Raw genomic sequence first — 25,529 nt, 5'->3', positions numbered from 1 at the left:
GGATGTGACGGGTACGAAGGGGAGCGCGGAGACGGGATTCGGCGGCGTCGGCGACATCATCGTCCGGTCGCTGCGCCGCCACCCGGAGCGAATCGCGTTCGCGCGGGGAGACCGCCTGGCGACGTACGCCGAGGCCGCGGCGGCGATCGGGCGCGCGATCGGGCTCTTCGACGAGCTGGGGCTGCGGCCCGGGGACGTCGTGCTCCAGGCGGCCGGCAACCGGCCGGAGCAGTGGTACGTCCAGGCCGCCTGCTACCTGGCGGGCCTGCGCTCCGCCGCCGCCCCCGTCCCCTGCGACCCCGGCGCCCTCGCGGAGCTGGCCGGCACGCTCGGCGCCCGGCTCGTCCTGCTCGACGAGCCGGAGCGCCGGGCGCCCCCGGCCCGCCCTCCGGCGCGGACGTGGTTCTGCCACGACCCCGCGCCCGGGTGGCGGCACTTCTGGGGCGAGGCGGCGCGGCCCGCGCCGCTGGAGTGCCGGGCCGGGCCGGACGACCCCGTCCGCGTCGCGCTCACCAGCGGCACGACCGGCCCGCGCAAGCACGTCCTGCTGTCCGGCAGGGCGCTGGCCGCGGCCGGCGTGCTCAACCTGGCCGAGGGCGGCTGGCCGGCCCGCGCCCGCCTGCTGCTGGCCGAACCCCTCGGCGGCGGCTTCGGCACCATGGTGGTCCCGGCCCTGGCGCGCGGGGGCACCGTGATCCTGCCCGAGGGCGGCGACGGGTTCGAGGCGGGCGCGTTCGTCGAGGCGGCGCGCAGGCACCGGCCGACGCTGGCGTACCTCATGCCGCCCTCGCTGGCCGCGCTGGTGGCCGATCCGCGGGCCGCGGCGGTGGACTGGCCGGGCCTGGAACTGCTCGCCTACAGCGGCGCGGCGCTGCCGGGCCCGGTCCTGCGCGCCGCGCTCGGCCTGTTCGGGCCGGTGCTCGCCCAGGTCTACGGGCAGACCGAGTGCCCCAAGGCGCTGGCCGTGCTCTCGCCCGACGAGCACGCCGCCCTGCCGGAGGCCGGGGACGAGACCCTGGTCGGCGTGCCGTACGCGGGAATGCGTGCCGTCCTGCTCGCGCCCGACGGCACGCCGTGCCCGCCGGGCGCGAGCGGCGAGCTGTGCGTGCGCGGGCCCGCGGTGATGAGCGGCTACCTGGGCGACCCGGAGGGCACGGCGCGGGCGTCCCGTGACGGCTGGCACCACACCGGCGACGTGTGCCGCTTCGACGGGCGGGGCCGCCTGCACCTGATCGGCCGGGTCGAGGACGCCCTGGTGCGGGGCGGCGAGACCGTGCACCCGGCCGAGGTCGAGCGGGCGCTCGCCGCCCATCGCGAGGTCGGCCGGGCCGGGGTGCTCGCCCTGCCGGGCGCGGGCGTGGTGGCGCTGGCGCGCGCGGGCGGCGGCCTCACCGCGGCCCGGCTCCGGGAGATCGTGGCGGACGCGGCCCTCCCGGTGGACCGGGTGGGCCTGGTCCCGGACATCCCGCTGGCGTGGATCGGCCGCGTGGACCGCCGCGCCCTGCGGGAGCTGGCCAGCGACGTCCGTACGGTCGCGGTGCGCTGACCCGCTTTCAGGCTGTGCCGCCGAGCGGGACCGGGCAGCGGGCCAGCTCGCGGGAGATGCCCTGCGCGGCGGTGCGCACGGCGGGGCCCATGCGGTCGGGATGGCCGCCGGAGGACCGCATGACCAGCGACAGGGCCGCGACGACCGTGCGGTTGGCGTCGTAGATGGGGGCGGCGACCGACAGCGCGCCCATGGTCAGCTCCTCCACGCACGTCGCCATGCCGGTACGCCGGACGTTGACCAGCGCGCGGCTCAGCGTGCCGGGCATGACGATCGTGGCCGGGGTGAACCGCCGCAGGGCGCCGTGCAGCACCCGGTCCTGCAACGCGGGCGGGGAGAAGGCGAGCAGCACCTTGCCCGCCCCGGTGGAGTGCAGCGGCAGCCGCTCGCCGATGTGGGTGGGCACCCGGATCGAGCGGGGGCCGAAGTACTTCTCGACGTAGAGCACCTGCGAGTCGCGCAGCACGGCCAGGTGCACGTTCTCCCGGGTCACCTCGTACAGGTCCTGCATGAACGGGCGGGCGATCTCACGCAGGGTGCGGGAGCGCGGCGAGAGGGAGCCGACCTCCCACAGCCGCAGTCCGATGCGGTAGGTGCCGTCGCGCAGCCGCTCCAGCGCGCCCCAGGCCACCAGCTCCCCGGCCAGCCGGTGCGCCGTGGGCTCCGGCAGCCCGGTGATCCGGCTGATCTCCACCAGCCGGAGCTCGGGCCGCGCGGGGGTGAAGGCGCCCAGGATCGACAGGGCCTTGCCGGTGACCGACCGGCCCGGCGTCTTGTCGGGACTTTCATTACCCATTGCCAACACCGATCGACATATGGGACTTATGTCCGTTTAATTGATGAATGCCACGATCGCAGCTCCGCGGCTCCGCCGTCAACGGCGGTCACTCCGGCACCGCGTCCGACAGCGCCCGCGCCAGCTCGGCCGGCATCGTGGCGAAGGGCGCGTGGCCCGTGTCCAGGGTGAGCGTGCGGAACGGGGTGGCGGGGGCGAGCGCGTCGGCGTCGCGGATCATCACGTCCTGCAGCGCGGGCGGCAGCGCGCGGTCCAGCGCGCAGCGGACGTACGTGCGCGGGATCGCGCCCCAGCGCGCGGCGGTGGCCCCCGGCTCCCCGGTCAGGAAGCCCAGCGGCTGGTCCGGCGTCAGCGCCGCCGCGCAGGCCAGGAAGACCTCCTCGGCCGCCCCGGTGAAGTACGCCGCGCGCAGCTCGGCCAGGTACGCGGGGTCGCAGGAGCGCGGGTTGATCCGCACCGCGCCGGTGACGGCCGGATCGCCCAGGTACAGCCCCGAGCCCAGCGCCGTCCCGTTCTCCGGCAGCGCCAGGTACGCCGCCGCGGCGCGGGCCCGCGTCGGCACGAACGCCGCGACGTACACGATGTGGTCGACCAGGTCCGGGGCCAGCTCCGCCGCCCTGGTCGCGACCGCGCCGCCGATGCTGTGCGCCACCAGCGCCACCGGGCCGGGCGAGGGCCGGGACCGCAGCGCCCGCAGGGCCGCGACGACCGCACCCGCGGCCACGTCCAGCGTGACGTCCTTGACCGGCGACGGCTCCGCCGCGAACCCCTCCTGGCCGGGCGCGAAGTACGACGTGGGGAACCGCGCCGACAGGCCGTGGCCGGGCAGGTCCAGCGCCAGCGGGCGATGCCCGAGCGCGGCCAGCTCCGCGCTCACCTTCGCCCAGTGCGCGCTGCCGTGCCAGGCGCCGTGCACCAGCAGGAAATCGGCCGCCATGCTTCCTCCTTCGTTCCGCGGCCTCCATGCTGTCGCCCGCCCGCGCGCCGGCCAAAGCCGGGGGTTCCGTTCACCGGAAGATCGTCCTTGGGCGCCGTCGCGCCGGCTGGCTACCGTCGCTGGCACACCTGCAAACGCTCGCTGGACGGGAGAACACATGTCGAATCGCGCGGTCGAGACGGCCTCGGCGCCGCTCGTGGGCTTTTCCGCCGGAACCGCCGCCCCGCTGTCGCAGGCGGTGGTGCACGGGGACGTCATCTACTGCTCGGGCACCGGCCCGCTGGACCCGGTCACCCACACCATCGTCTCGGCCGGCTTCGCCGAGCAGGTGCGGCAGACCCTGGCCAACCTGGTGGCGGTCGTCGAGGCGGCCGGCGGCTCCAAGGACTCCATCATCAAGTGCAACTGCTACCTGCGCGACATCGCCGACTTCCCGGAGTTCAACCGGCACTACCGCGAGTTCTTCTCCGACTGCCCGACCTTCCCGGCCAGGACCACCGTGAACGCCGCGCCGCCGAGGGAGGGCGTGCTGGTCGAGATCGAGTGCGTGGCGGCGCTCACGGGGCGACCGGCGTGAACGGTGGCCCCGCCGACCTGATCCTGACGGGCGGGCGCGTCCTGGTGCTCGACGCCGCGTTCACGGTGGCGCGGGCCGTCGCCGTGCGCGGCGGGCGGGTGCTCGCGGCCGGCGGCGACGCCGAGATCGAGCGCCTGGCCGGGCCCGCCACCCGCCGGATCGCCCTGGACGGCCGCTCGGTACTCCCCGGCCTGATCGACACCCACTGCCACTTCGAGGACGCCGGGATCGCCGAGGACACCGTCTCCTTCGCCGGGGCGCGCACGATCGCCGAGGCGGCCGGGCGCGTCCGCGCGGCGGCCGGGCGCACGCCACCCGGCGAGTGGATCCGCGGGCAGGTCTGGCACCCGGTGTCCCAGCTCGCCGAAGGCCGCAGGCCGACCGCCGCCGAGCTGGACTCCGCCACCACCGCCCACCCCGTGCACCTGCCGATCGGGCACAGTTGCGTGGTCAACAGCACCGCGCTCCGGCTGGCCGGGATCGGCCGGGACACCCCCGATCCTCCGGGCGGGACCATCGAGCGCGACCCCGTCACCGGGGAGCCGACCGGCGTGCTGGAGGCGGGCGCGCAGCGCCTGGTCACCGACGTGATCCCGCCCTGGCCGCCCGAGCGGCGGGCCGCCCAGTTCGTCCGCGCCATGCGCCGGCTCAACGAGCTGGGCCTCACCGGCGTCGTGGCCGGGGCGACCACCCCCGAGGACCTGGCCGTGCTGCGCCGCCTGCGCGACGAGGGCCGCATGACCGCCCGGGTCGCCGTCATGGTGACCCCCACCGGCGAGCTGAACCCGACGACGGATCTGGCCGGCTGGGCGGCCTGGTTCGCGCAGAACCCGGCCCCGGACGAGCGCGATCCCTGGCTGCGCGAGGCCGGGATCAAGCTGCAGGCCGACGGCGGCATGACGCTGCGCACGGCGGCGGTGACGGAGCCGTACGAGGGCGGCGGCCTGGGCCTGCCGGCGGCCGAACCGGAACGGCTGACCGCGCTGGTCAAGACCGCCGCAGCGCACGGCTGGCGGGTGGGCGTGCACGCCGTCGGCGACGCGGCCATCGACACCGTGCTGGACGCCTACGAGGCCGCGCACGCCGAACACGACATCGCCGGGCGGCGCTTCGTGCTGGTGCATGCCAGCCTGATCCGGCCCGACCAGATGCGCCGGGCCCGCGCGCTCGGCGTCCTGGCCGCCGCGCAGAGCGTGTTCCTGTGGGACAAGGCGCGGGCCATCCGGGCCAACCTCGGCGCGGCCAGGACGGCGCGCGCCGTGCCGCTGCGCACCATGATCGCCGAGATGGGGATCGGCGGAGTCTGCGCCGGAACCGACTTCCCCGTCAACCCGCTCGACCCCATGATCAACATTCACGTCATGACCACCCGCCGCGACGTCCACGGCGAGCGGCACGGCGTGGAGGAGGCCGTATCGATGCAGGACGCCATCCGGCTCTACACCACCGCCGCCGCGCGGTACACCTTCGAGGAGGACGTCCGGGGCTCGCTGGAGCCGGGCAGGCTCGCCGACCTCGTGGTCCTGTCCGGGGACATCCTGGAGACCGCGGACGTGCGCGGGCTCCACGCCGACCTCACCGTCGTCGGCGGCGAGGTCGTGCACGACCGCCTCGGCGCGCTCGCGCCGGTGGCGCGGTGAGCGGGCGGCTCGGCGGCAAGACCGCCGTCGTCACGGGCGCCGCCTCCGGCATCGGCCGCGCCACCGCCCTGCTGTTCGCCCGCGAGGGCGCCCGCGTGCTCGGCGTGGACCGCGACGAGGCGGGGCTCGCCACGCTCGCCGAGGAGGCCGGGCGGGACGGGCTCACCCTCACGCCGTACGCGGCCGACCTGGCCGGCCGAGGGTCGGCGGCGGAGGTGTTCGCCGAGTGCTCCCGCGTCTTCGGCCCGCCCGGCGCGCTGGCCAACATCGCCGGCGTGGCCGGCGACCGGTCCATCGACGCCACCTCCGACGACGACTACGACCGGTACGTGGACCTCAACCTGGGCGTGACGTTCCGCATGTGCCGCGAGGCCGTGGCGGCGTTCGGCGAACGCGGCGGCGCCATCGTCAACACCTCCTCGGCGGTGGCGCTGACCGGGATGCGCGGCAGCGCGCCGTACAGCGCGGCCAAGGCCGCGGTGAGCGGGCTGACCCGCCAGCTCGCCGCCGACTATGGCAGGCGCGGCATCAGGGTGAACGCGGTCGCCCCCGGCCTGGTGCGCACCCCGGCCACCGAGGCGAGGATCCGCGACCACGTCTTCGACGAGACCGTCACCCGCGCCCGCCCGCTGCCCCGCGTCGGCACCCCCGGCGACATCGCCTCCGCCTTCCTCTTCCTGGCCTCCGACGACGCCTCCTTCATCACCGGCGTGACGCTCCCCGTGTGCGGCGGCTGGAGCACGACCCGCTTCCGCGAGTGACCCCGCCGGCGAACCCCCTGGTCAGGGGATGTCTACCCTGGAGGCGAGCACGTGTGCCGAACGAGGCAGGAAGGCCGCCGCCATGGCCGAGGCATTCGATCACACCGCCGGGACCAACGGGTACGTGCCGATCGCCGATCACGGCATGATCGGCGATCTGCGCACCATTGCCCTGGTGGGCTCGAACGGCACCATCGACTGGTACTGCTGCCCGTCCTTCGACTCGCCCAGCGTCTTCGCCGCGATCCTGGACGCCGGGCGCGGCGGTGCGTTCGAGCTGGCCGCCGGCACCCCGGCCAAGACCAAGCAGTTCTACTTCCCCGACACCAACGTGCTGATCACCCGGTTCTACACCGACGACGGCGTCGGCGAGATCCAGGACTTCATGCCGGTGACCGGCGAGGCCGGCGAGGCCGACCGGCACCGGCTGATCCGCCGCATCCTGTGCGTGCGCGGCTCGCTCCCCTTCCGGGCGCGGGTGGCCCCCCGCTTCGGGTACGGGGCGACGCCGCACACCGTGCGGATGCGCGACGGCGTGGCGCTGTTCGAGTCCGCCGACCTCTCGCTCGCGCTGACCTCGACCGTGCCGGTGAAGTGCGACGGCCAGGACGTGCGGACGGAGTTCACCCTGACCGAGGGCGAGTCGGAGGTCTTCGCCCTGGACCGGGTCGGCGGCGAGGTCCCGCCGCGCGGCTGCCCGCACGCCGAGGCGGAGGAGGAGTTCACCGCCACGGTGGCGTACTGGCGGCGGTGGCTGTCGGCGTCCCGCTACCGGGGCCGGTGGCGTGAGATGGTGCACCGCTCCGCGCTGACCCTCAAGCTGCTCACGTACGCCCCGACCGGGGCGATGGTCGCCGCCCCGACCACGAGCCTGCCCGAGCAGCTCGGCGGCGAGCGCAACTGGGACTACCGCTACCTGTGGGTCCGCGACGCCGCCTTCTGCGTCTACGCGCTGCTGCGGCTGGGCTTCACCGGCGAGGCCGCGGCGTTCATGGACTTCCTCACCAAGCGCGTTACCCTCGGCGCCGACGCCCCCTCCGCGCCGCTCCAGATCATGTACGGCATCGACGGCCGCACCGAGCTGCCCGAGCGCGAACTGCCCCACCTTGAGGGCTACGAGGGCTCCGCGCCGGTCAGAATCGGCAACGCCGCCTCCGACCAGCTCCAGCTCGACATCTACGGCGCCCTCATCGACTCGATCTACCTCTACGACAAGTGGGGCCAGCCCATCTCCAGCGAGGAGTGGGACGAGGTCTGCGGCCTGGTCGACTGGGTCTGCGAGCACTGGGACCAGCCCGACGAGGGCATCTGGGAGACCCGGGGCGGCCGCAAGAGCTTCCTGTACTCCCGGCTCATGTGCTGGGTGGCGATCGAGCGCGCCATGCGCACCGCCCACCGCCGCGGCCTGCCCGCCGACCTCCCCCGCTGGCGCCGCTCCCGCGACGCGATCTACCGGCGGATCATGCAGCGCTGCTGGTCCTCCAAGCGGCAGGCGTTCGTGCAGCACGAGGACGACGACGTCCTGGACGCGGCGGTCCTGATGATGCCGCTGGTGAAGTTCATCTCCCCCACCGATCCGAAGTGGCTGTCCACCCTGGACGCCCTCACCGAGGGCCTGGTGTCCGACTCCCTGGTCTACCGCTACGACCCCGAGGCCAGCCCCGACGGCCTGCGCGGCCAGGAGGGCACCTTCTCGATCTGCTCCTTCTGGTACGTCGAGGCCCTGGTCCGCGCCGGCCGCGTCGAGGAGGCCCGCCTGGCCTTCGAGAAGATGCTCACCTACGCCAACCACCTGGGCCTGTACGCCGAGGAGATCAGCCGAAGCGGCGACCAGCAGGGCAACTTCCCCCAGGCGTTCACCCACCTGAGCCTGATCAGCGCCGCCTTCAACCTCGACCGCGCCCTCGGCTGACCACCCCACAAGCCGCGATCTTCGACACCGACCCCCTCTAGTATGGTTAGCCTACCCTAAGTAGACTCCGATCTATCCGGAAATGGGCGTATGCGAGGAGGTCGGGGTGTCCACCAACCCGTTCGATGACGAGGACGGTGCCTTCTACGTGCTGGTGAACGACGAGGAGCAGTACTCCTTGTGGCCGGCGTTCAAGGAGGTGCCGCAAGGGTGGCGGGTCGCGTTCGGGGAGGGCGGGGCCGGGCGGCGGGAGTGCCTGGAGTACGTCGAGCGGAACTGGACCGACATGCGGCCCAAGAGCCTGCGCGAGACGATGGCGCGGGCATCGCGGCCGTGAGTGCGGGCCGGCGCGGGACTGGGGGGTAGGTGCCGCGGAGAGTGTGATCGCAGGGGCCGCGAGCGGGAGGCACTGGGCGAGGTGCTGCGCCGGGCGGGGGTGGCGCGGGCGGGTGCCGAGCTGTGGGATCGGGAGCGCGCCGCTCGGAGCGTACGGGCGGCGGGCCGGAGTGCCACCGGGAGGGCCTGGTGCGCCTGCCCCACAGGCTGGTGGTCGAGCAGGCCGGGATGCGGAGCGGCCCGGGGACCTGGGCCGCGCTGCACCGGCGGCGCGTGCTGGCACGGTGCGCGACCTGCGCGGGCAGCGCACTGAGGCAGGGCACCGAGGCAGCGCGGCGCCGCGTGCCCGCGCCGCCCGGTCCCGGCCGTCCCGGCCGTCCGGGCCAGTGCGGGCCGCCGTCCGGGCCGTCCGGGCCGGTGTGGGACCGGCCGGGTCCGCAGCACGGGCACCATGACCCGTTGTCCTTCCCGGCTCCGTTGGGAGCCTTACCCGACCCGCCGGGTAGATCGCGACCCGGATCGAGGAGGATCTTCCGTCTCTTGGGGGGCGGGAGTGGCCGCAGGGGGGAGGTCTGGGACGGGCATGGCGCGTGGGCGGAGTCGTGGGGGTGGGGATGGTCCTTGGGGTGCTGACCGCCGTGGCGCAGGGCGCCGCGACGGACGCCGATCTGGTCGCCGCGCGGGCGCAGATGGCGTTGTCGCTGGGCTGGCACATCGTGCTGGCCTGCTTCGGCGTCGGCATGCCGGCGATCACGCTGCTCGCCGAGTGGCGCGGGCTGCGCACCGGGGACGTCCACTACCGGCTGCTCGCCCGGCGCTGGGCCAGGACGATGGGGGTGCTGTTCGCCGTGGGCGCGGTCTCCGGCACGATCCTGTCCTTCGAGATGGGGCTGCTGTGGCCGGGGCTGATGGGCACCTACGGCGAGGTGATCGGCCTGCCGTTCGCGATGGAGGGCATCGCGTTCTTCATCGAGGCGATCTTCCTGGGCATCTACCTGTACGCCTGGGACCGGCTCTCGCCGCGGGCGCACCTGCTGGCGGGCGTCCCGATCGTGGTGGCGGGGGTGGTCAGCGCCTTCTTCGTCGTCGCCGCCAACGCCTGGATGCAGCAGCCCACGGGGTTCCGGCTGGACGGGGGCCGGATCACCGAGGTCGCCCCGTGGGCGGCGATGTTCAACCCGGCGACCCCGCCGCAGACCGTGCACATGATCCTGGCCGCCTTCATGGTGGCCGGGTTCGGCATGGCGAGCGTATACGCCGTCGCCATGCTGCGCGGGTCGCGGGGCCGCTACCACCGCCTGGGCCTGCTGCTGCCGTTCACGGTCGCGGCGATCGTCACGCCGGTGCAGGTCGGCGTGGGCGACTGGGCGGCCCACTTCGTGGCCGACAACCAGCCGGTCAAGCTCGCCGCCATGGAGGCGGTGCTGGAGACGCGCCGCGGCGTGCCGCTGCACCTGGGCGGGGTCGTGGTGGACGGGGAGCTGCGCTACGCGCTTGAGATCCCCTACGGGCTGTCGCTGCTGGCCCACTGGGACCCGAACGCGGAGATCACCGGGCTGTCGGAGGTCCCGCCCGCCGACCGGCCGCCGATCAACCCCGTGCACTGGGCGTTCCAGATCATGGTGGGCCTGGGTCTCGCGCTGCTGGCCCTGTCCGCGTGGGCGGCGGTGAGCCGGCGACGGCGGCGCGACCCGACGCGTTCGTCGTGGTTCCTGCGCGCCACGGCCGTCTCGGGGGTCGCCGCGGTGCTGGCGATGGAGGCCGGCTGGGTCGTCACCGAGGTGGGGCGCCAGCCGTGGATCGTCTACGGCCGCATGCGCACCGCAGAGGCGGTCAACCCCGCGCCCGGCCTGGTGTACGGGTTCGCGCTGGTCACCCTGGTGTACGTCGTGCTGACCGTCGCGACCGTGTACGTCCTGCGCCGCATGGTGCGCGACAAACCCGTCCCGATCGCGCCGCAGGAGCGTGACGTGTCCGGCTACGAGGTCGTGTGACCGTGCCGCTGCCGGAGATCACGCTCGCGGTCATGTGGCTGGGCCTGACCGCGTACGTCCTGTTCGGCGGCGCCGACTTCGGCGGCGGCGTGTGGGACCTGCTGGCGGGCGGCGCCCGGACGGGCCATCGCGCCCGCGACCTCATCGAGCACTCCATCGGACCGGTGTGGGAGGCCAACCACGTCTGGCTGATCTTCGTGGTGGTCGTGATGTGGACCGGCATCCCCTCGGTGTTCGCGGCGGTCGCCTCCACCCTGTACATCCCGCTCACCCTGGCGGCGCTGGGCATCATCGCCCGCGGCTCGGCCTTCGCCTTCCGCAAGGCGTCCACGGAGCTGTGGCAGCGGCGGCTGTTCGGCGCGGCCTTCGCCTTCTCCTCGGTCGCCACCCCGTTCTTCCTGGGCACCGTGGCAGGCGCGCTCGCCTCGCGCCGGGTCCCGCCGGGCATCGCCCGGGGCGAGCTGGTCACGAGCTGGGTCAACCCGACCTCCCTGCTGGCCGGGGCGCTCGCGGTCGGGACCGCCGCCTACCTCGCCGCGGTGTACCTCACCCGCGACGCCCAGCGCGCCGGCGAGGACGGCCTGGCCGGCTACTTCCGGGCCCGCGCCCTGGCCTGCGGCCTGGTGGTGGGCGTGCTGTCGGCCGCCGGGCTGCTGGTGCTGCGCGCCGACGCGCCGGTGCTGTTCGCCGAGCTCACCGCGGGGCGGGCGCTGCCGCTGCTGGTGCTGTCCGTCGGAGCCGGGCTGGCGTCGCTGGTGCTGCTGTGGCGGCGGGCCTACCTCGCCGTGCGGGTCACCGCGGCGCTGGCCGTCACCGGCCTGCTGTGGGGGTGGGGCGTGGGGCAGTACCCGGAGCTGCTCCCCGGCGTGACGGTGCGCGAGGCGGCCGCCACCGGCAGCGTGCTGGCGGCCACCCTGGGCGCGCTGGCGGTGGGCGCGGTCCTGCTGCTGCCGTCGCTGTGGTGGCTGTACGCCACCTTCCAGCGCGACCGCACTCCGCACTGAGGCCCGGTCAGGGGCGGGGCGCGAGGCGTACCGGAAGGTGCTTCAGGCCGTTCTGGAAGTTGGAGGCCAGCCGCACCGGCGCGCCGGCCCGCTCGATCTCCAGGCCGAGGAGCTCGGTGAAGATCGCGCGCATCTGGGTCCTGGCCAGGTGGGCGCCCAGGCAGACGTGCGGGCCGAAGCCGAAGCTGACGTGGTCGTTCGGGGCGCGGGTGATGTCGAAGCGGTCGGGGTCGGGGAAGACGGCCGGGTCGCGGTTCGCGGAGGCGTGGTACACCACGACCTTCTGCCCGGCGCGGATGATCCGCCCGCCCAGCTCGACGTCGCGCGTGGCGGTGCGCCGGAAGTTCATCACCGGCGGCCAGAACCTCAGCATCTCCTCGATCGCCGGGCCCAGCAGCTCGGGCCGGGACCGCAGCAGCTCGAACTGGCCGGGGTGGTCCAGCAGGGTCAGCAGGCCGCCCGGTATGCCGTTGCGCAGCGTCTCGTTCCCGGCCACCGCGAACAGGAAGAACATGTTCTCGAACTCCGGGCCGGTCAGGCCGCCGGCCAGCATCCGGGACATCACGTCCTCCCCCGGCTCGGCCCGCTTCGCCTCGGCCAGGCCGTGCGCGTAGGCGAACATGTCGGCGAGCGCGGCCCGCGACCTGGGGTTCATCGGCCTGCCGTCGGGCCGCAGCGGCGTGCCGGGCCTGAGGGCGCACGCCGTACGCCCCAGCGGGCTCAGCGAGGCCAGGTCGGCGGTGGACAGGCCCGCGTACTCGGCGTCCTGGTAGCCGATCACCCGTGAGGCCCAGTCGTACAGCAGGCGCCGGTCCTCCTCGGGCACCCCCATCACCTGGGCCAGGGTCCACACCGGCAGGTCCGCGGCGACCTCGACGAAGTCGGCCTCGCCGCGGGCGGCGGCCTCGGCGACCAGGGCGCGGGCGCGTCTCGCGATGGCGGCCTCCAGCGCCCGCACCGCGCGGGGCGTGAACGCGGCGGCCACGATGCGGCGCAGCCGGGTGTGGCCGGGAGGGTCCTGGTTGAGCATCATCGCCCGCACGAACGCCAGGTCCTGCGGGGTGTCGGGGTCGCGGATCTGCGTCGCGCCGAGGTTGGAGGAGAACACCTCGGGCGAGCGGAGCACCTGCTTGACGTCGGCGTGCCGGAACACCGCCCAGTAGCCGGGCCCCGCCGGCCACGGCCCCACCGCGGGTTCGTCCACCCAGCACACCGGATCGGTCTCGCGCAGCCTGCGGAAGGTGTCGTACGGCACGCCGGAGGCGTACGCGGCGGGGAGAAAGACCTCCTCAGGCATGCCTCCATGGTGCATCATGGCCCGCGTGTCACTTCAACCCGCCGACGGCGACGCGATCCTGCGCGACAACTTCGCCCCCTGGGTGCTCGACCTCGGCCTGCGCGTGGAGGAGCTGGGGCCGCGCCACGCCACGCTGCGGCTGCCCTGGTCCGGCAGGCTCGCCCGCGAGGGCGGCGGCATGTCGGGGCAGGCGCTGATGGCCGCCGCCGACACCGCCACGGTCATCGCCATCTCCTCCGCCAAGGGCGGCTTCGGGCCGATGACGACGGTGCAGCAGTCCACCAGCTTCCAGCGCCCGATCGCGGGCAGCGACGTCCTGGTGGCCGCCCGCGTCACCAAGCTCGGCCGCACCCTCGCCTTCACCGAGGTCACGATGACCGCCGACGGCGCCGGCGAGCCGGCCGCGCACGCGACGACCGTCTACGCGATCCTGGGCTAGGTAGATCCTCTCTGGCCCGATCGGTGCCGCCGCCGTGGTTAGCGCCGACGCCCGCCGGCGGTACAGATGCGTGGTGGAGCCGCAGGTGGGAGGAGCCGCGAGCCGCGGCGTGGAGCGGGTGGTGCCGCTGGAGGAGGCGGAGCGGCGGGCGCGCCTCGCGCTCGCCGCGCTCGGGCTGCGTCCGGAGCTGACCGCACATCGCCGCGACGGGGTGGAGCCGACGGCGTGGTCGTGCCGCCTGGTCGGCGCGGGCGGGGAGACGGCGCCCGCGGGGATCGGCATGGGCAAGGGCGGCGATCAGGAGGCCCGGGTGGGGGCGCTGTTCGAGGCGCTGGAGCACCACCTGACCGGCCCGGCCTCGCTGCGGCCCGACCGGATCGTCCTGTGCCCGGGACGCGAGCTGGCGGCCGGCCCGCTGGCGGACGACGCCACCGCGCCCCTGCTCGCCGCGCTGGGCCCGCTCGCCTGCCACCCGTACGCCCCCACCGCCGGGCGCGGCGGCACGGCCGCCGCGCTGCCGCTGCCGCTGTTCCTGTCCTCGCCCTGGTACGTCGACGACCCCGAGGCCCGCGCGGCGGCCGGGGACCCCTGCGACTACACGCACCTGGCCCGCTACAGCTCCAACTCCGGCTCCGCCATCGGCGTCACGGAGCCGGAGGCGCTGCTGCACGCCCTGAACGAGGCCGTCGAGCGCGACGCGTTCTCCCTGCTGCTGGTGCACGCCTTCCTGCGCCCCGGCGGCTTCGCGCCCCCGGTGGTGGACCCGGCCACGCTGCCCGCCCGCCTGGCCCGCGCGCACCGGCGGGCCGAGCACCTGACGGGCGGCCCGGTGCACCTGCTCGACATCACCACCGACCTGGGCGTGCCCACCTACATGGCCTACGCCCCGCCCACCCCGCACCACCCCCACCGCCGGGGCGCAGGCACGTCCCTGTCGCCCAGGTACGCCGCCTGGCGGGCCCTGGCCGAGTTCGTCCAGGGCGTCCTGGCCCGGCCGGAGGCGCGGGAGCGGGCGGTGCTGGACGGCCTGGCCGCCCATCCCGCCCTGCTCGCCTGCGGGCGCTTCGACCTCACCCGCCATCTCGCCCGCGCCCGCCCGATCCCCTTCCCCCCGGCCGAAGAGCCGCCGGGCCCTCCCGCCGCCCAGCTCCGCCGCCTCACCCGCCTGCTCACCGCGGCCGGACACCCGCCCTACCACCGCGTCACCGCCGCCCTGCCCGGCGGCATCACCGCCGTCCACGCCCACGTCCTCGGCCTGGAGCGCTTCATGCTCGTCACCGACGGCATGCTCGTGCTGCCCGGCGCACGCGCCCGGCGAGTAGATCCCCGCTTACCGGATCGGGCCGCCCACTGGAGTTAACCGCCCTGGCCACCGGAAACGCGGACACAGACCACGAAACACAGCGAACGGCAGGAGGTTGGTTCCGTGGGCATCGACATCAACTACGACCACATGGTCTGCGAGCAGGTGGACAAGCCGGCGCAGCACCTGAGCGAGCAGGAGGAACGCCTCCTCGCCCGGCTCCTCGCCGGCGACGACGAGTGAGCCTGTGAGCCTGCTCGCACAGGCTCGCACCCGGCGGGGCACCCGAAGTGCCCCGCCTCCCGCGTCACGGGGGCCGTCCGGTGCCGTTCTCCACCGATCATCGCGCATGTGATCGATGTGATGCATGGTGGTGTCATGCTGGCGAACGCGGCGCTGGCCCTGCTGACGGGAGTGACGGCGCTGACCGGGGTGACGGCGCCGCGCCCGTTCACGCCCGCACCCGCCACGCTCTCGGTGCTGACCTGGAACATCTGCGCGGGCACCAACGCCGGGTGCGCCCTGTATCGCCTGAGCCCCGCCGAGGTGGCCTGGCACGTCAGCGCGTACGCCGCCCGCGTCGCGCCCGACGTGATCTTCCTTCAGGAGTCCTGCTCCTCGCTGGACCGGCCGCTGGAGTACTGGCTGGAGAGGCGGACCGGGCGTGAGTGGAGCGTCCGCTCGGCGTGGCTGGCGGCGCGCGACGGCACGCCGTACCCGTGCCATCCCGACCGCTTCGGCGGCCCGCGGGGAGCGCAGAGCGTCGCCGTCGCGGTGGCCGGGCCGGCGCCCGCCTTCCGGACGCACGCGCTGACCTCGCCGCCCTGGTACGTCCGGCGCGCCGCGGTCTGCGCGGTGCTCCCGGCCCTGAGGGTCAACGTGTGCGGCGCCCACCTGTCCTCCGGCCTTCCGGGGGACGACGGGCAACCGGGCGCGCCGTACCGGACCAGGCAGATCGGCGAGCTGATGGCCGCCGCGACCGTGCCCGGCCACCGCGCGGTGTTCGGCGGCGACCTCAACGTCACGCCGCCCGACGGCGGCGGGGCATCGGCGGCCGGGCACGCGGCCATCGCGTCCGCCTACCGGGCGTACGACGAGTGCGACCGGCGGGGCGCCCGGCGCACGGGGCGGTGGACCCACGCCAAGCCCATCCCCGGGGGCGGTGTGCTGCGCAGGAAGCTGGACTACCTGTTCGCGCCCCGGGGCAGCGTCCGGCTGTGCCACGTCGAGCAGGGCGTGACCCTGTCGGACCACGGGCCCATGTACGCCAGGCTCGCCCTGTGACTCACCGCCGGCCCGCGGCCAGCGCCTGCAGCTCGCCGCGTTGCAGCATGGCGGCGCCGAACAGCACGTGCGTCGGCTCGCGCAGCGTCAGGACGGCCCTCAGGACCGTGCGGTCGCCGGCGCGGACCCGGTCGTGGGCGACCTGCCGCACGTGCTCGCCGTACCTGCCCGATGTGGCGAGCCCGGCGGTCAGCGCCCGCTCGACGGCGGGCACCGCGGACGCGGCAGGCAGCACGCAGACCACGTTGACCGGCGCGTCGCCCAGGGCCGCGGGGCGGCGCAGGCCGGCGGCGTACAGGGTCACGGTTCCGGGGGCCTGCGGGGGGATGATCATCGCGGCGGCGACGTCCCCCAGGCACTCGGCCACGGCGGCGTGGTCGGGACTGTCGGCCAGGGACGGTCCCTTGCCCAGCACGGCCTCCAGCGACTGCGGCATCGGGGCGGCGGCGATCGTCGTGCCGGTGGCCACGACCTGGTTGAGCTGACTGGTCACCCCGGGGACGAGCCTCCTGGACAGGTCCACCTCGGCGCCCGGGGAGAAGGAGAGCCCGTCGTGGCCGCCGAACCGCCGGGGCTGGGCCCCCAGGGCGGTCAGTTTCCCGCGTACGGCGGCGGCGTCGAAGTCGCCGTCGAACCGGAACGCCTGCCGCGGCGGAAGGCCGATCGTCACCGCCCGCTCGCCCGCCGCCGGGTCGATGCCCGTCGCCTCCGGCAGCGCCTTCGCGGCCCGCGCCAGGTCGCCGAGGCCGGAGAGGGACGCCGGCAGCCAGCGGCGGCCTTCGCCGGAGGCGCCGGTCACGCCCATCTCGCGCCACCAGGCCGGCTCGCCGTACTCGAAGTAGGCGGCGGCGGGCCCCGTGCCGGAGACCTCCGCGAGCGCGTCCCGCAGCCCGGCATCGGCGGCGGCCTGGCTCGTCGGCGGGGGCTGCGCGGGCTCGGTGCTCGTCGCCGCGGACTCCGGGCGTTCCTGGGCGGACTCGCCCGTCTCTCCGCCACACGCCGTGAGGACCAACAGCGCCGCCAGCGCCACACCCGCTTTTCGCATGCGGGTGAGGTTATCGGAGCCCGCTTGGAGCCCACTGGACGGCCGCCGCAACGCGCGGCCGTCAGCCGGCCAGGATCACGTACAGGCCGCAGGCCGCTCCCGCGCCGACGATCGCGAAGCAGGCGACGGCCAGGGCCGTGGCCGCATGCCGCGGGCCGGGCGCCGCACGGGCGGCGAGCGCGACGAGCCCGAGGGCGTACACGGCGACCAGGCCCGCGCCCGCGGCGAGGCCGGCCACCAGCACCTTCCACAGCGCGTCGAAATCGATGATCATTTGACGGGCTCCCGGGTCGGCACCACCGTGCCGGTCCACTCGTGGTTGACATTGGTGTGGTCCACGGGGGCGCGACGCGAGGCGCGGTACAGCCCGGCCCCGAACACCACGGCGGCCGCGAAGACGACCGCGACGCCCGCCGCGCCCCCGATGAGGTCGGTCCCCTTCCAGGCCAGGGCTCCGACCAGGCCGGCCGCGGGGAGGGTGACCAGCCAGGCGGTCACCATGCGGCCCGCCAGCCCCCAGCGGACCTCGGCCAGGCGCTTGCCCACGCCCGCCCCCATGATCGAGCCGCTGCACACGTGCGTCGTCGAGAGCGGGAAGCCGAAGTGCGAGGCCGCGAAGATGACGGCGGCCGAGGAGCCCTCGGCCGAGAACCCCTGCGGGCTCTCGATCTCGATGAGCCCCTTGCCCATGGTGCGGATCACCCGCCAGCCGCCCACGTACGTGCCCAGCCCGATCGCCAGCGCGCAGGCGAAGACCACCCAGAACGGGGTGCCGTCCTCGGCGCCGATCGTCTCGTTGGCGACGAGGGCCAGCGTGATGACGCCCATCGTCTTCTGGGCGTCGTTGGTGCCGTGCGCCAGGGAGACCAGCGACGCCGAGCCGATCTGGCCGAGCCGGAACCCCCGCGTGCGCAGCCGCCCGGGAACCCCGGCCGTGATCCGGTACACCAGGTACGTGCCCAGCGTCGCCACCAGAATGGCGAACAGAGGGGCGAGCAGCGCCGGGACGAGGACGTTCGCCACGATCCCGCTCCCCTTGACGGCGCCGGCCCCCGCCGCGATCAGCGTGGCCCCGACAACGCCCCCGATCAGCGCGTGGGACGAACTGGACGGGATGCCGTAGTACCAGGTGAGCAGGTTCCACGCGAGCCCGCCGACCAGCCCCGCGAAGACCACGGTCACCGTGACCGCGCCGCTGTCCACGATCCCGGTGGCGATCGTCGCGGCCACCTGAAGCGACAGGAAGGCGCCCGCGAAGTTCAGCACGGCCGACAGGGTGACCGCCGCCTTCGGAGGCAGCGCCCCGGTGGCGATGGAGGTGGCCATCGCGTTGGCGGTGTCGTGAAAGCCGTTGGTGAAGTCGAAGGCGAGCGCCGTCAGCACCACGAGCCCGAGGAGAAGGGTGTTGGCGTCCATGCCGTGCCCCTGCACGACATGGAGGAGAAGTAGTCACATGTCGCCTGATGTTCCACCAAATGTCAGGTACATAAGCCATGACACACCGCACCACATCGCCACCACGCCCCGTCCCCGCCCGCTCTCGTCGTGTCCTCAGGGCGTCGCGGCGGCTCCCGGGCCGCGGGGCGGGGTGGGGCGGGGCGGGCGGATCGTGGGCAGGCCGTCGCGGGCCCACCCTCGAAGCCGCCGATCACGTCTGTGGCCTCGTACAGGCCGAGGCGCCGCAGCGACGCCGCGGCCAGGGACGAGGAGTAGCCCTCGGCGCAGATCACGATCCACCGGACCCGATGGGAGGCGGCCTCGGGGATGCGCGCGGAGGAGGCGGGGTCCAGCCGCCACTCCAGGTGGTTGCGCTCGACGACGACCGCGCCGGGCACCTCGCCCGCGGCGCGCCGCTGCGCCTCGGGCCGGATGTCCACGATCAGCGCGCCGCGGCCCGCGGCGGCCCACGCCTCGGCCGGCCGCAGGCGCGCCGGCCCGGCGCGGGCCCTGGCCAGCATGCGCTCGATGTCGGTCACGGCGGCGGCCCTCGGTGCTCGGCGGCGGTGGTACGCCCGGATGATGCCACGCCCGCCGCGGCCCCGGGCGCGGGCGCGCCCGCCATCACCGTCGCTCGACCGTCAGGCGGCGGTGAGCAGGCCGAGGGGCACGTGCTCGGTGAGCAGGCGGCGCACCCGGGCGGGGTCGGACGCCCACGGCCGCACCAGCCGCCAGCCGTGGTAGTACGCGAAGACGTACGGCTGCCCGCCGGGGACGCAGACCAGGTTCAGCGCCCCTTCCACCTCGGGGTCGTCGGCCAGCGCCCACTTCCTCAGGTAGTCCGCGACCGCCTCGCGCGAACGGCCCTCGGCGGCCAGGAGCGCGGCGTTGCACAACACGCCCCACAGGATGGTCTTGGCGGTGTGGATGAGCGCGTAGTCGCTCCCGTCGGGGGTCAGTTCCTCGACCGCGCCCAGCAGCCACTCCTGGGCCTCGCCGCCGGGGAAGAGGATGTCCTGCGCCCACAGGCCCAGCCCCTCGCTGATGACGAACGCCGGGGAGAGCAGCATGCGGACCTGCTGCTCCGGCCGCTCGGGCTGCAGGTGGACCTCCTTGAGCACCTGCTCGGCGATGTGCCCGGGATGCCCCTCGTGCGCCACCACGTAGAGCAGATCGGCCAGGTTGAACGGCGCGTCGGCGTTGACGTAGATGGTCGAGGCGGTGCCGCCCCGGTGGTGCCCGGCGGCCAGGAAGGCCGCCCCGGGCACCAGCTCGCAGGTGACCTGCTCGTCCTCGGGCAACGGGATGATCATCCGGCTGGTGCGGGCGCGGGTCTCGGCCACCGCCACCCCCACCAGCTCCGGCACGCGCTCCTTCCGGTCGCTCGGCAGGGTGTGGGCGCGCTGCCAGGCGTGCAGGCGCTCGGCCAGCGTCCCCTCCCCCTTGGGCAGGCCCCGGTCGAGCAGGTCGTGGGCCTCCTCGAACACCGTCTCCGGCAGCCACCCGGCGTCCAGGCCCATGCATCCGGCCACCAGCTCCGGCAGCGAGAGCTCCTCCCCCGCCAGCCGTCCTGCCAGGGTGCGCATCGCGCGCACCTGCTCCCCCAGGTACTCCGCCCGCCGCCCGCCCAGGCCGCGCACGGCGCGCGCGAGGTCGTCGGCGGCGCCGACCAGGTCATCGGCCGCCGGAAGCGGCTCGGCGGCCACCTGGGCCTCCCACTCGCGCGGCCCCCGGTAGTCGAGCAGCGGGAGTCCCCCTCCCGCCCCCTGCAGCACGCGGTTCAGGCGGAGCGCGAGCAGGGCGTAGTCATGGAACCAGTCGGTCGTCACCACTTCCTCCAGTGCCGAACATCCTCCAGTGCCGAACGCGGACGCGACTCACGGTAGGAGCGCGTCCCCGGCTCCGGGAGGGGCGGCCCGGATCCTGTTACTGCGGTTCCGCGCGCCGGCGGGCGGCCCGGGTCACGCCCACAGGGCCGCCACGGCGGCATTGACCAGGGCGAACGCGCCGGTGGCGTACATCATGGGCTGACGCGGCGGGACGGCGCGGCGGGCGGCGACGGCGCAGCCGAGCACCGCGGCGGCGACGGCCGTCTTGACGCCGATCTTCGGCCCGTTGATCCCGAGGTCGCCGGCCACGAGCACGGCGACCAGCAGAACGCCCGTACCCAGCAGCGCCGCCGCGCCACCGACCACCGCCGGCCCCGCCGGACTCCGGCGCGCCAGGTGGTAGACGACCCCGCCGAGCAGAACCACGAGCGCGGCGATGTGGCAGACGATCAGGACGAGACGCAGGCTTTCCACGGCGAGACCCTTCCGGTGCGGATGCGGGCGGACGCCGCTCACTGTCGCGGACGCCCCCCGGGCCCCGCCTCCTCCCGCGGTCCGCTCCACCGGCCACCCGGCCGGCCCGCCCCGGCCACAAGGCGGATCACATCAGCGCCCGGCGGCCAAGGCGACCTCCGCCGGCACACGCACGAGCCCCCCACGATGGGGGAAGGGGCCTCGGCTCCCGGCCGGGACCCCTTCACACCGCGTGGGTCAACGCTCCGACGGGGGCTTGATGAGCACGCGGTCGTCCAGGTAGCAATCGCAGTTTCCGCATCCGGGGGTCATGTCCTGGCCTTTCTCGCCGCTGTCAATTTCGATGATAGGTCACGGCAAGGTAAAGGCAATCGAACCCGCTATCGGTTTTCACCCCACCGGCTCGCCGTCGTGGGAGATCGAGGTACGGCCGAGCCCGTGCCCCGTCCGCGAGGTCATGTCGAGCGTCGGGTTAGACTCCGCCATCGAGCCAGAAAGATCCCCCACCCGGAGCCGGCATGACCTCCATCTTCAACCCGGACGTCCCCGCGGGGGCCTACGACGCCTTCCTGCCCGGCGCGCTGCCCCGGGCCCGGGAGCAGCGCGAGTGGACCCCCGCCGACGGCCCGCTGCCCGCGCTGTACGTCAGCCACGGCGCGCCCCCGCTGTTCGACGACGGCCCCTGGATCGCCGAGCTGTTCGACTGGGCGCAGGCCCTGCCCAAGCCCAGGGCGATCCTCATCGTCTCGGCGCACTGGGAGGCCGCGCCGCTGTGCCTGTCGGCCCCGGCCGCGCACACCCCGCTCGTGTACGACTTCGGCGGCTTCCACCCCCGGTACTACACGATGAAGTACGACACCCCCGACGCGACCCACCTCGCCGACCGGGTGGCCGCGATGATGCCCGACGGCGAGCCGGTGCACCGGCACCCGAGCCGCGGGCTCGACCATGGCGCGTGGGTGCCGCTGATGGCGATGTACCCCCTCGCCGACGTCCCGGTGCTCCAGCTCAGCATGCCCACCCACGACCCGGCGCGGCTCCTCGGCCTGGGCGCCCGGCTGGCACCGCTGCGTGAGGAGGGCGTCCTGGTGATCGGTTCGGGTTTCATGACGCACGGGCTGCCGTTCATCACCTCCGACATGCTGCGCGGCGCCGTCCCCTCCTGGTCGGCCGACTTCGACGCCTGGGCCGCCGACGCGCTGGCGCGCGGCGACGTGGACGAGCTCGCCGCCTACCGCACCCGCGCGCCCGGCATGCCGTACGCCCACCCCACCGTGGACCACTACATCCCGCTGTTCGTCGCGCTCGGCGCCGGCGGGAGTCCCGACCGGCCGGTGCGCACCGTCATCGACGGCTACATGATCGGCCTGTCCCGGCGGTCGTTCGAGACCGCCGGGTGAGGCGGGCTCAGGCCGGGGCCGCCGGCTCCAGCCGGACCACGACCGCCTTGGACGTGGGCGTGTTGCTGAAGTCGGCGACGCTGTCCAGCGGGACCAGGACGTTGGTCTCGGGGTAGTACGCCGCGGCCGAGCCGCGCGCCGTGGGGTAGGCGACCACCGTGAAGGAGGGGGCACGGCGCTCCACCCCGTCGTGCCACACGCTGACCAGGTCCACCACGCTGCGGTCGGCGACGCCCAGCTCGGCCAGGTCGTCGGGGTTCACCAGCACCACGCGCCGGCCGTTGTGGATGCCGCGGTAGCGGTCCTCGCCGGAGTACGGGATCGTGTTCCACTGGTCGTGCGCGCGCAGGGTCTGCAGGATCAGGTGCCCCTCCGGAGCGTGCAGCGCCGCCATGGCGTTGCGGGTGAAGACGGCCTTGCCGCCGGGCGTGGGGAAGACCCGCCGGCTGACCGGGTTGGGCAGCCGGAACCCGCCCGGACGGGCCACGCGGGCGTTGAAGTCCTCAAAGCCCGGCACGACGCGGGAGATGCGGTCGCGGATGGTCCCGTAGTCGGCCTCGAAGGTCTCCCAGGGGATGTCCGGCCGGTCGCCGAGGGTCAGGCGGGCCAGCCGGGCGATGATGGCCACCTCGCTCAGCAGCGTGTCGGAGGCGGGGGCGAGGCGGCCCCGGGAGGCGTGCACCTGGCTCATCGAGTCCTCGACCGTGACGAACTGCTCCCGGCCCGCCTGCACGTCGCGGTCGCTGCGGCCCAGCGTCGGCAGGATCAGCGCGGTCTCACCGCACACGGTGTGGGAGCGGTTCAGCTTGGTGGAGACGTGCGCGGTCAGGCGGCACGAGCGCATCGCCCGCTCGGTGACCGCGCTGTCGGGCGTGGCCCGGACGAAGTTGCCGCCCACGCCCAGGAAGACCCGCGCGCGGCCGTCCAGCATCGCCTGGATCGCGCCCACGGTGTCCAGGCCGTGCTCGGCGGGCGGGGTGAAGCCGAACTCCCGCTCCAGCGCGTCCAGGAACGCCCGCGGCGGCCGTTCCCAGATGCCCATGGTGCGGTCGCCCTGGACGTTGCTGTGCCCGCGCACCGGGCACACCCCCGCGCCGGGCCGGCCGATGTTGCCCCGCAGCAGCAGGAAGTTGACGATCTCGCGGATGGTGGGCACGCCGTGCTTGTGCTGGGTCAGCCCCATCGCCCAGCACACGATGATCTTCTTGCTCTCCAGCACCCGGGCGTGGACGCGTTCGATCTGCTCGCGCGTCAGGCCCGTCGCCGCGAGGACGTCGGGCCAGGCGAGCGCGCGGGCGTGCTCGGCGAACTCGGCGAAGCCGGTGGTGTGCGCGTCGATGAACTCCCGGTCCAGAACGGTGCCCGGACGCTCGTCCTCGGCCTGGAGCAGCAGCAGGTTCAGCGCCCGGAACAGCGCCAGGTCGCCGCCGGCGCGGATCTGCAGGAACTCATCGGCGATCCGGGAGCCGCGGCCGATGACCCCGCGCGCCTTCTGCGGGTTCTTGAAGCGCAGCAGCCCGGCCTCGGGCAGCGGGTTGACCGCGACGACGTGCCCGCCCGAGCGCTTGGTCCGCTCCAGAGCCGACAGCATGCGCGGATGGTTGGTGCCCGGGTTCTGGCCGACCACGAACACCAGGTCGGCCTCGTAGATGTCCTCCAGGCTCACGCTGCCCTTGCCCACGCCCAGGGTCTCGATCAGCGCGACGCCGCTGGACTCGTGGCACATGTTGGAGCAGTCGGGCAGGTTGTTGGTGCCGAAGGCGCGCGCGAACAACTGCAGCAGGAACGCGGCCTCGTTGCCCAGCCGGCCGGAGGTGTAGAACAGGGCCTGGTCCGGGTCGTCCAGGGCGCGCAGCTCGCCGGCGAGCAGGTCCAGCGCCTCGTCCCAGCCGATCGGCTCGTAGTGGTCCGAGCCGGGCCGCTTGACCATGGGCTCGGTGAGCCGGCCCTGCTGGTTGAGCCACTGGTCCGACATGCCGGCCAGCTCCGAGACCGGGTGCCGCCGGAAGAATTCGGCGGTCACCCGGCGCGTGGTGGCCTCGTCGGCGACGTGCTTGGCGCCGTTCTCGCAGTACTCGTTCACGTGCCGCCGCCCCGGCTCGGGCCAGGCGCAGCCCGGGCAGTCCAGGCCGGTGACCTGGTTGACGCTCAGCAGCGTCAGCGCCGTACGCCGCAGGGACGTCTGCCCCAGAGAGTACGAAAGGGCGTGCGTCACGCCGGGCACCCCGGCGGCCCAGGTCTTGGGCGGGGTGACGGAAAGACGTTCCTCGCCGTGGCCCTCGGCACTGCTCTTCACTTGCTCAGCCTCGCTTCCGGGAAGTCTTCCGCGAGGTTACCTCCCGCGCCCGCATCATGGATCCGCGGGGGGCGCAGCGCCCGCGCGCCTGGTCAGCGGCGCTCGTACGGGATCTTCTCCCCGGCCTCGACGGCGAGGGGAAGCCGGTTCTCCGGCGGAGGCAGCGGGCAGGTGGCGTGATCGGTGTAGGCGCAGGGCAGGTTGGTGGCCCGGTTGAAGTCGAGCACCACCCCGGAGTCGGCGTCGGGCGGGGCGACCTTCAGGACGCGGTTGGCCGCGTAGGTCGTCACGCCGGATGTGGCGTCGGTGAACAGGATCATCAGCTCGCCCGGGGCCGAGCCGGGGAACGCGGTCAGGCTCAGCTCCCGGCCGTCGAGCCGGAACTCCACCCGGCCGGGCGCGTCGTAGACGTGCTCCAGGCCCTCCACCGCCGCGCCGACCGTGGTGGGCCGGGGCGCGTCGAAGGGAACGTAGCGCCCGCGGACGACCCAGCGCGGGTCCGGCGGGTACGCCGGGGTGCCGGCGTAGGCGGTGCGCAGCGGGTTGCCGGGGTGGCGCGGCCGGACGATGTGGTGCCCGCCGCGCTTGGCCACCTCGATCACGGCGTCGCCCCACACGGCCTCGACCCCGCCGCGCTCGGGGATCTCGCCGAACACGTGCCGTCCGCGCACGGACGCGCCGTCCACGACGAGTTCCTCACCGGCCCCGAGGGTGACGACGACCCCCTCGTCACCGCTCGACCACTCCCCCGGCGCGCCGTCCAGCCGCCGCGGCTCGGGCGTCAGCCAGTGCAGGGCGGTGACGGCCAGGAACCCGTGCGGGGCGGCGAGCACCGCTTCGTGCCGCTGATGCCAGCGCCACCATTCCCGGACGAACTCGTCCGCGTCAGGGTCGCCGGTGGGGGTGTCGTGGGGTGTGGGGATGGGACGGACCGCCATATCGCGCTCCTCGACGTTACCGGGGACCGGCCCTCCGCGGCCCCTCATTTTTCATGTTATCCCTACCTATTAAGTAGGACAACCGGGGCGTATGCGGAAGGTCCGACCGTCAGGCCCGGCACCGGCATCCCGTCGTGGTCACACCACCTGCCAGCCCCCCGCGCCGGTTCTCCCGGCCGCCCAGGCGGCGTCGAGGGCGGCGTCGAGGGCACCCTGGCGGGGGCCGCCCCGACGGACTGGCACCCTGACGACCGGGGAACCCTTGCGACCGGGCGCAGGCCGTG

The 25,529-nt window shown here is 74.5% G+C and carries 24 protein-coding genes; 13 read left to right on the top strand and 11 right to left on the bottom strand.

The genetic code is table 11. The features are described from left to right. Positions 1 to 4 precede the first annotated feature (4 nt). On the top strand, positions 5 to 1,546 hold the full coding sequence (locus tag HNP84_RS16365; protein WP_185050567.1) for an AMP-binding protein: 1,542 nt from the start codon (positions 5 to 7) through the stop codon (positions 1,544 to 1,546). 7 nt (positions 1,547 to 1,553) lie between these two features. Here the strand turns inward: HNP84_RS16365 and HNP84_RS16360 are convergent, their stop codons facing one another. Continuing rightward, positions 1,554 to 2,342 carry an IclR family transcriptional regulator gene (locus HNP84_RS16360; RefSeq protein ID WP_185050566.1) on the bottom strand — a complete coding sequence of 263 codons (789 nt, stop codon included), beginning with the start codon at positions 2,340 to 2,342 and terminating at the stop codon, positions 1,554 to 1,556. Between the two features lie 88 nt (positions 2,343 to 2,430). Further along, the gene (locus tag HNP84_RS16355) at positions 2,431 to 3,279 is read right to left on the bottom strand and encodes an alpha/beta fold hydrolase (RefSeq protein WP_185050565.1); all 849 of its coding nucleotides are present in this window, start codon (positions 3,277 to 3,279) and stop codon (positions 2,431 to 2,433) included. 157 nt (positions 3,280 to 3,436) lie between these two features. On the opposite strand from HNP84_RS16355, the gene HNP84_RS16350 reads away from it, so the two are divergent. The 7 genes from HNP84_RS16350 to HNP84_RS16320 all read left to right on the top strand — a co-directional run bounded on the left by HNP84_RS16350 (position 3,437) and on the right by HNP84_RS16320 (position 11,503). After that, entirely contained in the window at positions 3,437 to 3,856 is a 420-nt protein-coding gene (locus tag HNP84_RS16350) for a RidA family protein (protein WP_185050564.1), read from the top strand. Beyond that, a complete protein-coding gene (locus HNP84_RS16345; protein WP_185050563.1) occupies positions 3,853 to 5,496 on the top strand; it encodes an amidohydrolase in 1,644 nt (547 codons plus the stop codon). Before HNP84_RS16350 ends, HNP84_RS16345 begins: the two co-directional genes overlap by 4 nt. Continuing rightward, positions 5,493 to 6,257 (top strand): SDR family NAD(P)-dependent oxidoreductase, encoded by a 765-nt coding sequence (locus HNP84_RS16340; RefSeq protein ID WP_185050562.1) that lies wholly within the window; start codon positions 5,493 to 5,495, stop codon positions 6,255 to 6,257. Before HNP84_RS16345 ends, HNP84_RS16340 begins: the two co-directional genes overlap by 4 nt. 82 nt (positions 6,258 to 6,339) lie before the next feature. Beyond that, a complete protein-coding gene (locus HNP84_RS16335) occupies positions 6,340 to 8,169 on the top strand; it encodes a glycoside hydrolase family 15 protein (RefSeq protein ID WP_185050561.1) in 1,830 nt (609 codons plus the stop codon). Positions 8,170 to 8,275: 106 nt separating this feature from the next. After that, positions 8,276 to 8,506, top strand: coding sequence for an MbtH family protein (locus HNP84_RS16330; protein WP_185050560.1), 231 nt, complete (start codon positions 8,276 to 8,278; stop codon positions 8,504 to 8,506). Between the two features lie 613 nt (positions 8,507 to 9,119). Beyond that, the gene (locus HNP84_RS16325) at positions 9,120 to 10,499 is read left to right on the top strand and encodes a cytochrome ubiquinol oxidase subunit I (RefSeq protein WP_185050750.1); all 1,380 of its coding nucleotides are present in this window, start codon (positions 9,120 to 9,122) and stop codon (positions 10,497 to 10,499) included. After that, positions 10,496 to 11,503 carry a cytochrome d ubiquinol oxidase subunit II gene (locus tag HNP84_RS16320; RefSeq protein ID WP_312924983.1) on the top strand — a complete coding sequence of 336 codons (1,008 nt, stop codon included), beginning with the start codon at positions 10,496 to 10,498 and terminating at the stop codon, positions 11,501 to 11,503. The genes HNP84_RS16325 and HNP84_RS16320 overlap by 4 nt, the downstream gene beginning before the upstream one ends. A gap of 7 nt (positions 11,504 to 11,510) precedes the next feature. Here HNP84_RS16320 and HNP84_RS16315 read toward each other — a convergent pair whose 3' ends face one another. Then, positions 11,511 to 12,800, bottom strand: coding sequence for a cytochrome P450 (locus HNP84_RS16315; RefSeq protein WP_185050559.1), 1,290 nt, complete (start codon positions 12,798 to 12,800; stop codon positions 11,511 to 11,513). Positions 12,801 to 12,825: 25 nt separating this feature from the next. On the opposite strand from HNP84_RS16315, the gene HNP84_RS56060 reads away from it, so the two are divergent. The 4 genes from HNP84_RS56060 to HNP84_RS16300 all read left to right on the top strand — a co-directional run bounded on the left by HNP84_RS56060 (position 12,826) and on the right by HNP84_RS16300 (position 15,826). Further along, the gene (locus HNP84_RS56060; protein WP_185050558.1) at positions 12,826 to 13,239 is read left to right on the top strand and encodes a PaaI family thioesterase; all 414 of its coding nucleotides are present in this window, start codon (positions 12,826 to 12,828) and stop codon (positions 13,237 to 13,239) included. An 85-nt stretch (positions 13,240 to 13,324) separates the two neighbouring features. Further along, on the top strand, positions 13,325 to 14,599 hold the full coding sequence (locus tag HNP84_RS16305; protein ID WP_185050557.1) for a YcaO-like family protein: 1,275 nt from the start codon (positions 13,325 to 13,327) through the stop codon (positions 14,597 to 14,599). 66 nt (positions 14,600 to 14,665) lie between these two features. Next, a complete protein-coding gene (locus tag HNP84_RS51095) occupies positions 14,666 to 14,785 on the top strand; it encodes a YaeQ family protein (RefSeq protein ID WP_221336320.1) in 120 nt (39 codons plus the stop codon). Positions 14,786 to 14,920: 135 nt separating this feature from the next. After that, the gene (locus HNP84_RS16300; RefSeq protein WP_185050556.1) at positions 14,921 to 15,826 is read left to right on the top strand and encodes an endonuclease/exonuclease/phosphatase family protein; all 906 of its coding nucleotides are present in this window, start codon (positions 14,921 to 14,923) and stop codon (positions 15,824 to 15,826) included. A gap of 1 nt (position 15,827) precedes the next feature. Here HNP84_RS16300 and HNP84_RS16295 read toward each other — a convergent pair whose 3' ends face one another. The 6 genes from HNP84_RS16295 to HNP84_RS16270 all read right to left on the bottom strand — a co-directional run bounded on the left by HNP84_RS16295 (position 15,828) and on the right by HNP84_RS16270 (position 20,611). Then, positions 15,828 to 16,871, bottom strand: coding sequence for a hypothetical protein (locus HNP84_RS16295; RefSeq protein WP_185050555.1), 1,044 nt, complete (start codon positions 16,869 to 16,871; stop codon positions 15,828 to 15,830). A 61-nt stretch (positions 16,872 to 16,932) separates the two neighbouring features. Continuing rightward, positions 16,933 to 17,145 carry a hypothetical protein gene (locus tag HNP84_RS16290; RefSeq protein WP_185050554.1) on the bottom strand — a complete coding sequence of 71 codons (213 nt, stop codon included), beginning with the start codon at positions 17,143 to 17,145 and terminating at the stop codon, positions 16,933 to 16,935. Beyond that, positions 17,142 to 18,287 carry an inorganic phosphate transporter gene (locus HNP84_RS16285; protein ID WP_185050553.1) on the bottom strand — a complete coding sequence of 382 codons (1,146 nt, stop codon included), beginning with the start codon at positions 18,285 to 18,287 and terminating at the stop codon, positions 17,142 to 17,144. Before HNP84_RS16285 ends, HNP84_RS16290 begins: the two co-directional genes overlap by 4 nt. Before the next feature lie 62 nt (positions 18,288 to 18,349). Further along, on the bottom strand, positions 18,350 to 18,847 hold the full coding sequence (locus HNP84_RS16280) for a rhodanese-like domain-containing protein (protein WP_312924981.1): 498 nt from the start codon (positions 18,845 to 18,847) through the stop codon (positions 18,350 to 18,352). Positions 18,848 to 18,949: 102 nt separating this feature from the next. Next, positions 18,950 to 20,137 (bottom strand): hypothetical protein, encoded by a 1,188-nt coding sequence (locus HNP84_RS16275; protein ID WP_312924980.1) that lies wholly within the window; start codon positions 20,135 to 20,137, stop codon positions 18,950 to 18,952. Between the two features lie 132 nt (positions 20,138 to 20,269). Beyond that, positions 20,270 to 20,611, bottom strand: a complete 342-nt coding sequence (locus HNP84_RS16270) for a hypothetical protein (protein ID WP_185050551.1) — start codon at positions 20,609 to 20,611, stop codon at positions 20,270 to 20,272. 518 nt (positions 20,612 to 21,129) lie between these two features. On the opposite strand from HNP84_RS16270, the gene HNP84_RS16265 reads away from it, so the two are divergent. After that, entirely contained in the window at positions 21,130 to 22,011 is an 882-nt protein-coding gene (locus HNP84_RS16265) for a dioxygenase family protein (RefSeq protein ID WP_185050550.1), read from the top strand. Between the two features lie 7 nt (positions 22,012 to 22,018). Here the strand turns inward: HNP84_RS16265 and HNP84_RS16260 are convergent, their stop codons facing one another. Continuing rightward, entirely contained in the window at positions 22,019 to 24,307 is a 2,289-nt protein-coding gene (locus HNP84_RS16260; RefSeq protein ID WP_185050549.1) for an FdhF/YdeP family oxidoreductase, read from the bottom strand. Between the two features lie 92 nt (positions 24,308 to 24,399). After that, positions 24,400 to 25,245 (bottom strand): DUF1684 domain-containing protein, encoded by an 846-nt coding sequence (locus HNP84_RS16255; protein ID WP_185050548.1) that lies wholly within the window; start codon positions 25,243 to 25,245, stop codon positions 24,400 to 24,402. Between the last annotated feature and the right edge of the window lie 284 nt (positions 25,246 to 25,529).

Origin of the sequence: Thermocatellispora tengchongensis (assembly GCF_014202315.1) — a bacterium.
Classification (GTDB): domain Bacteria; phylum Actinomycetota; class Actinomycetes; order Streptosporangiales; family Streptosporangiaceae; genus Thermocatellispora; species Thermocatellispora tengchongensis.
The sequence above is the reverse complement of the archived record's forward strand: the minus strand, read 5'-3'. Positions and strand labels throughout refer to the sequence as shown.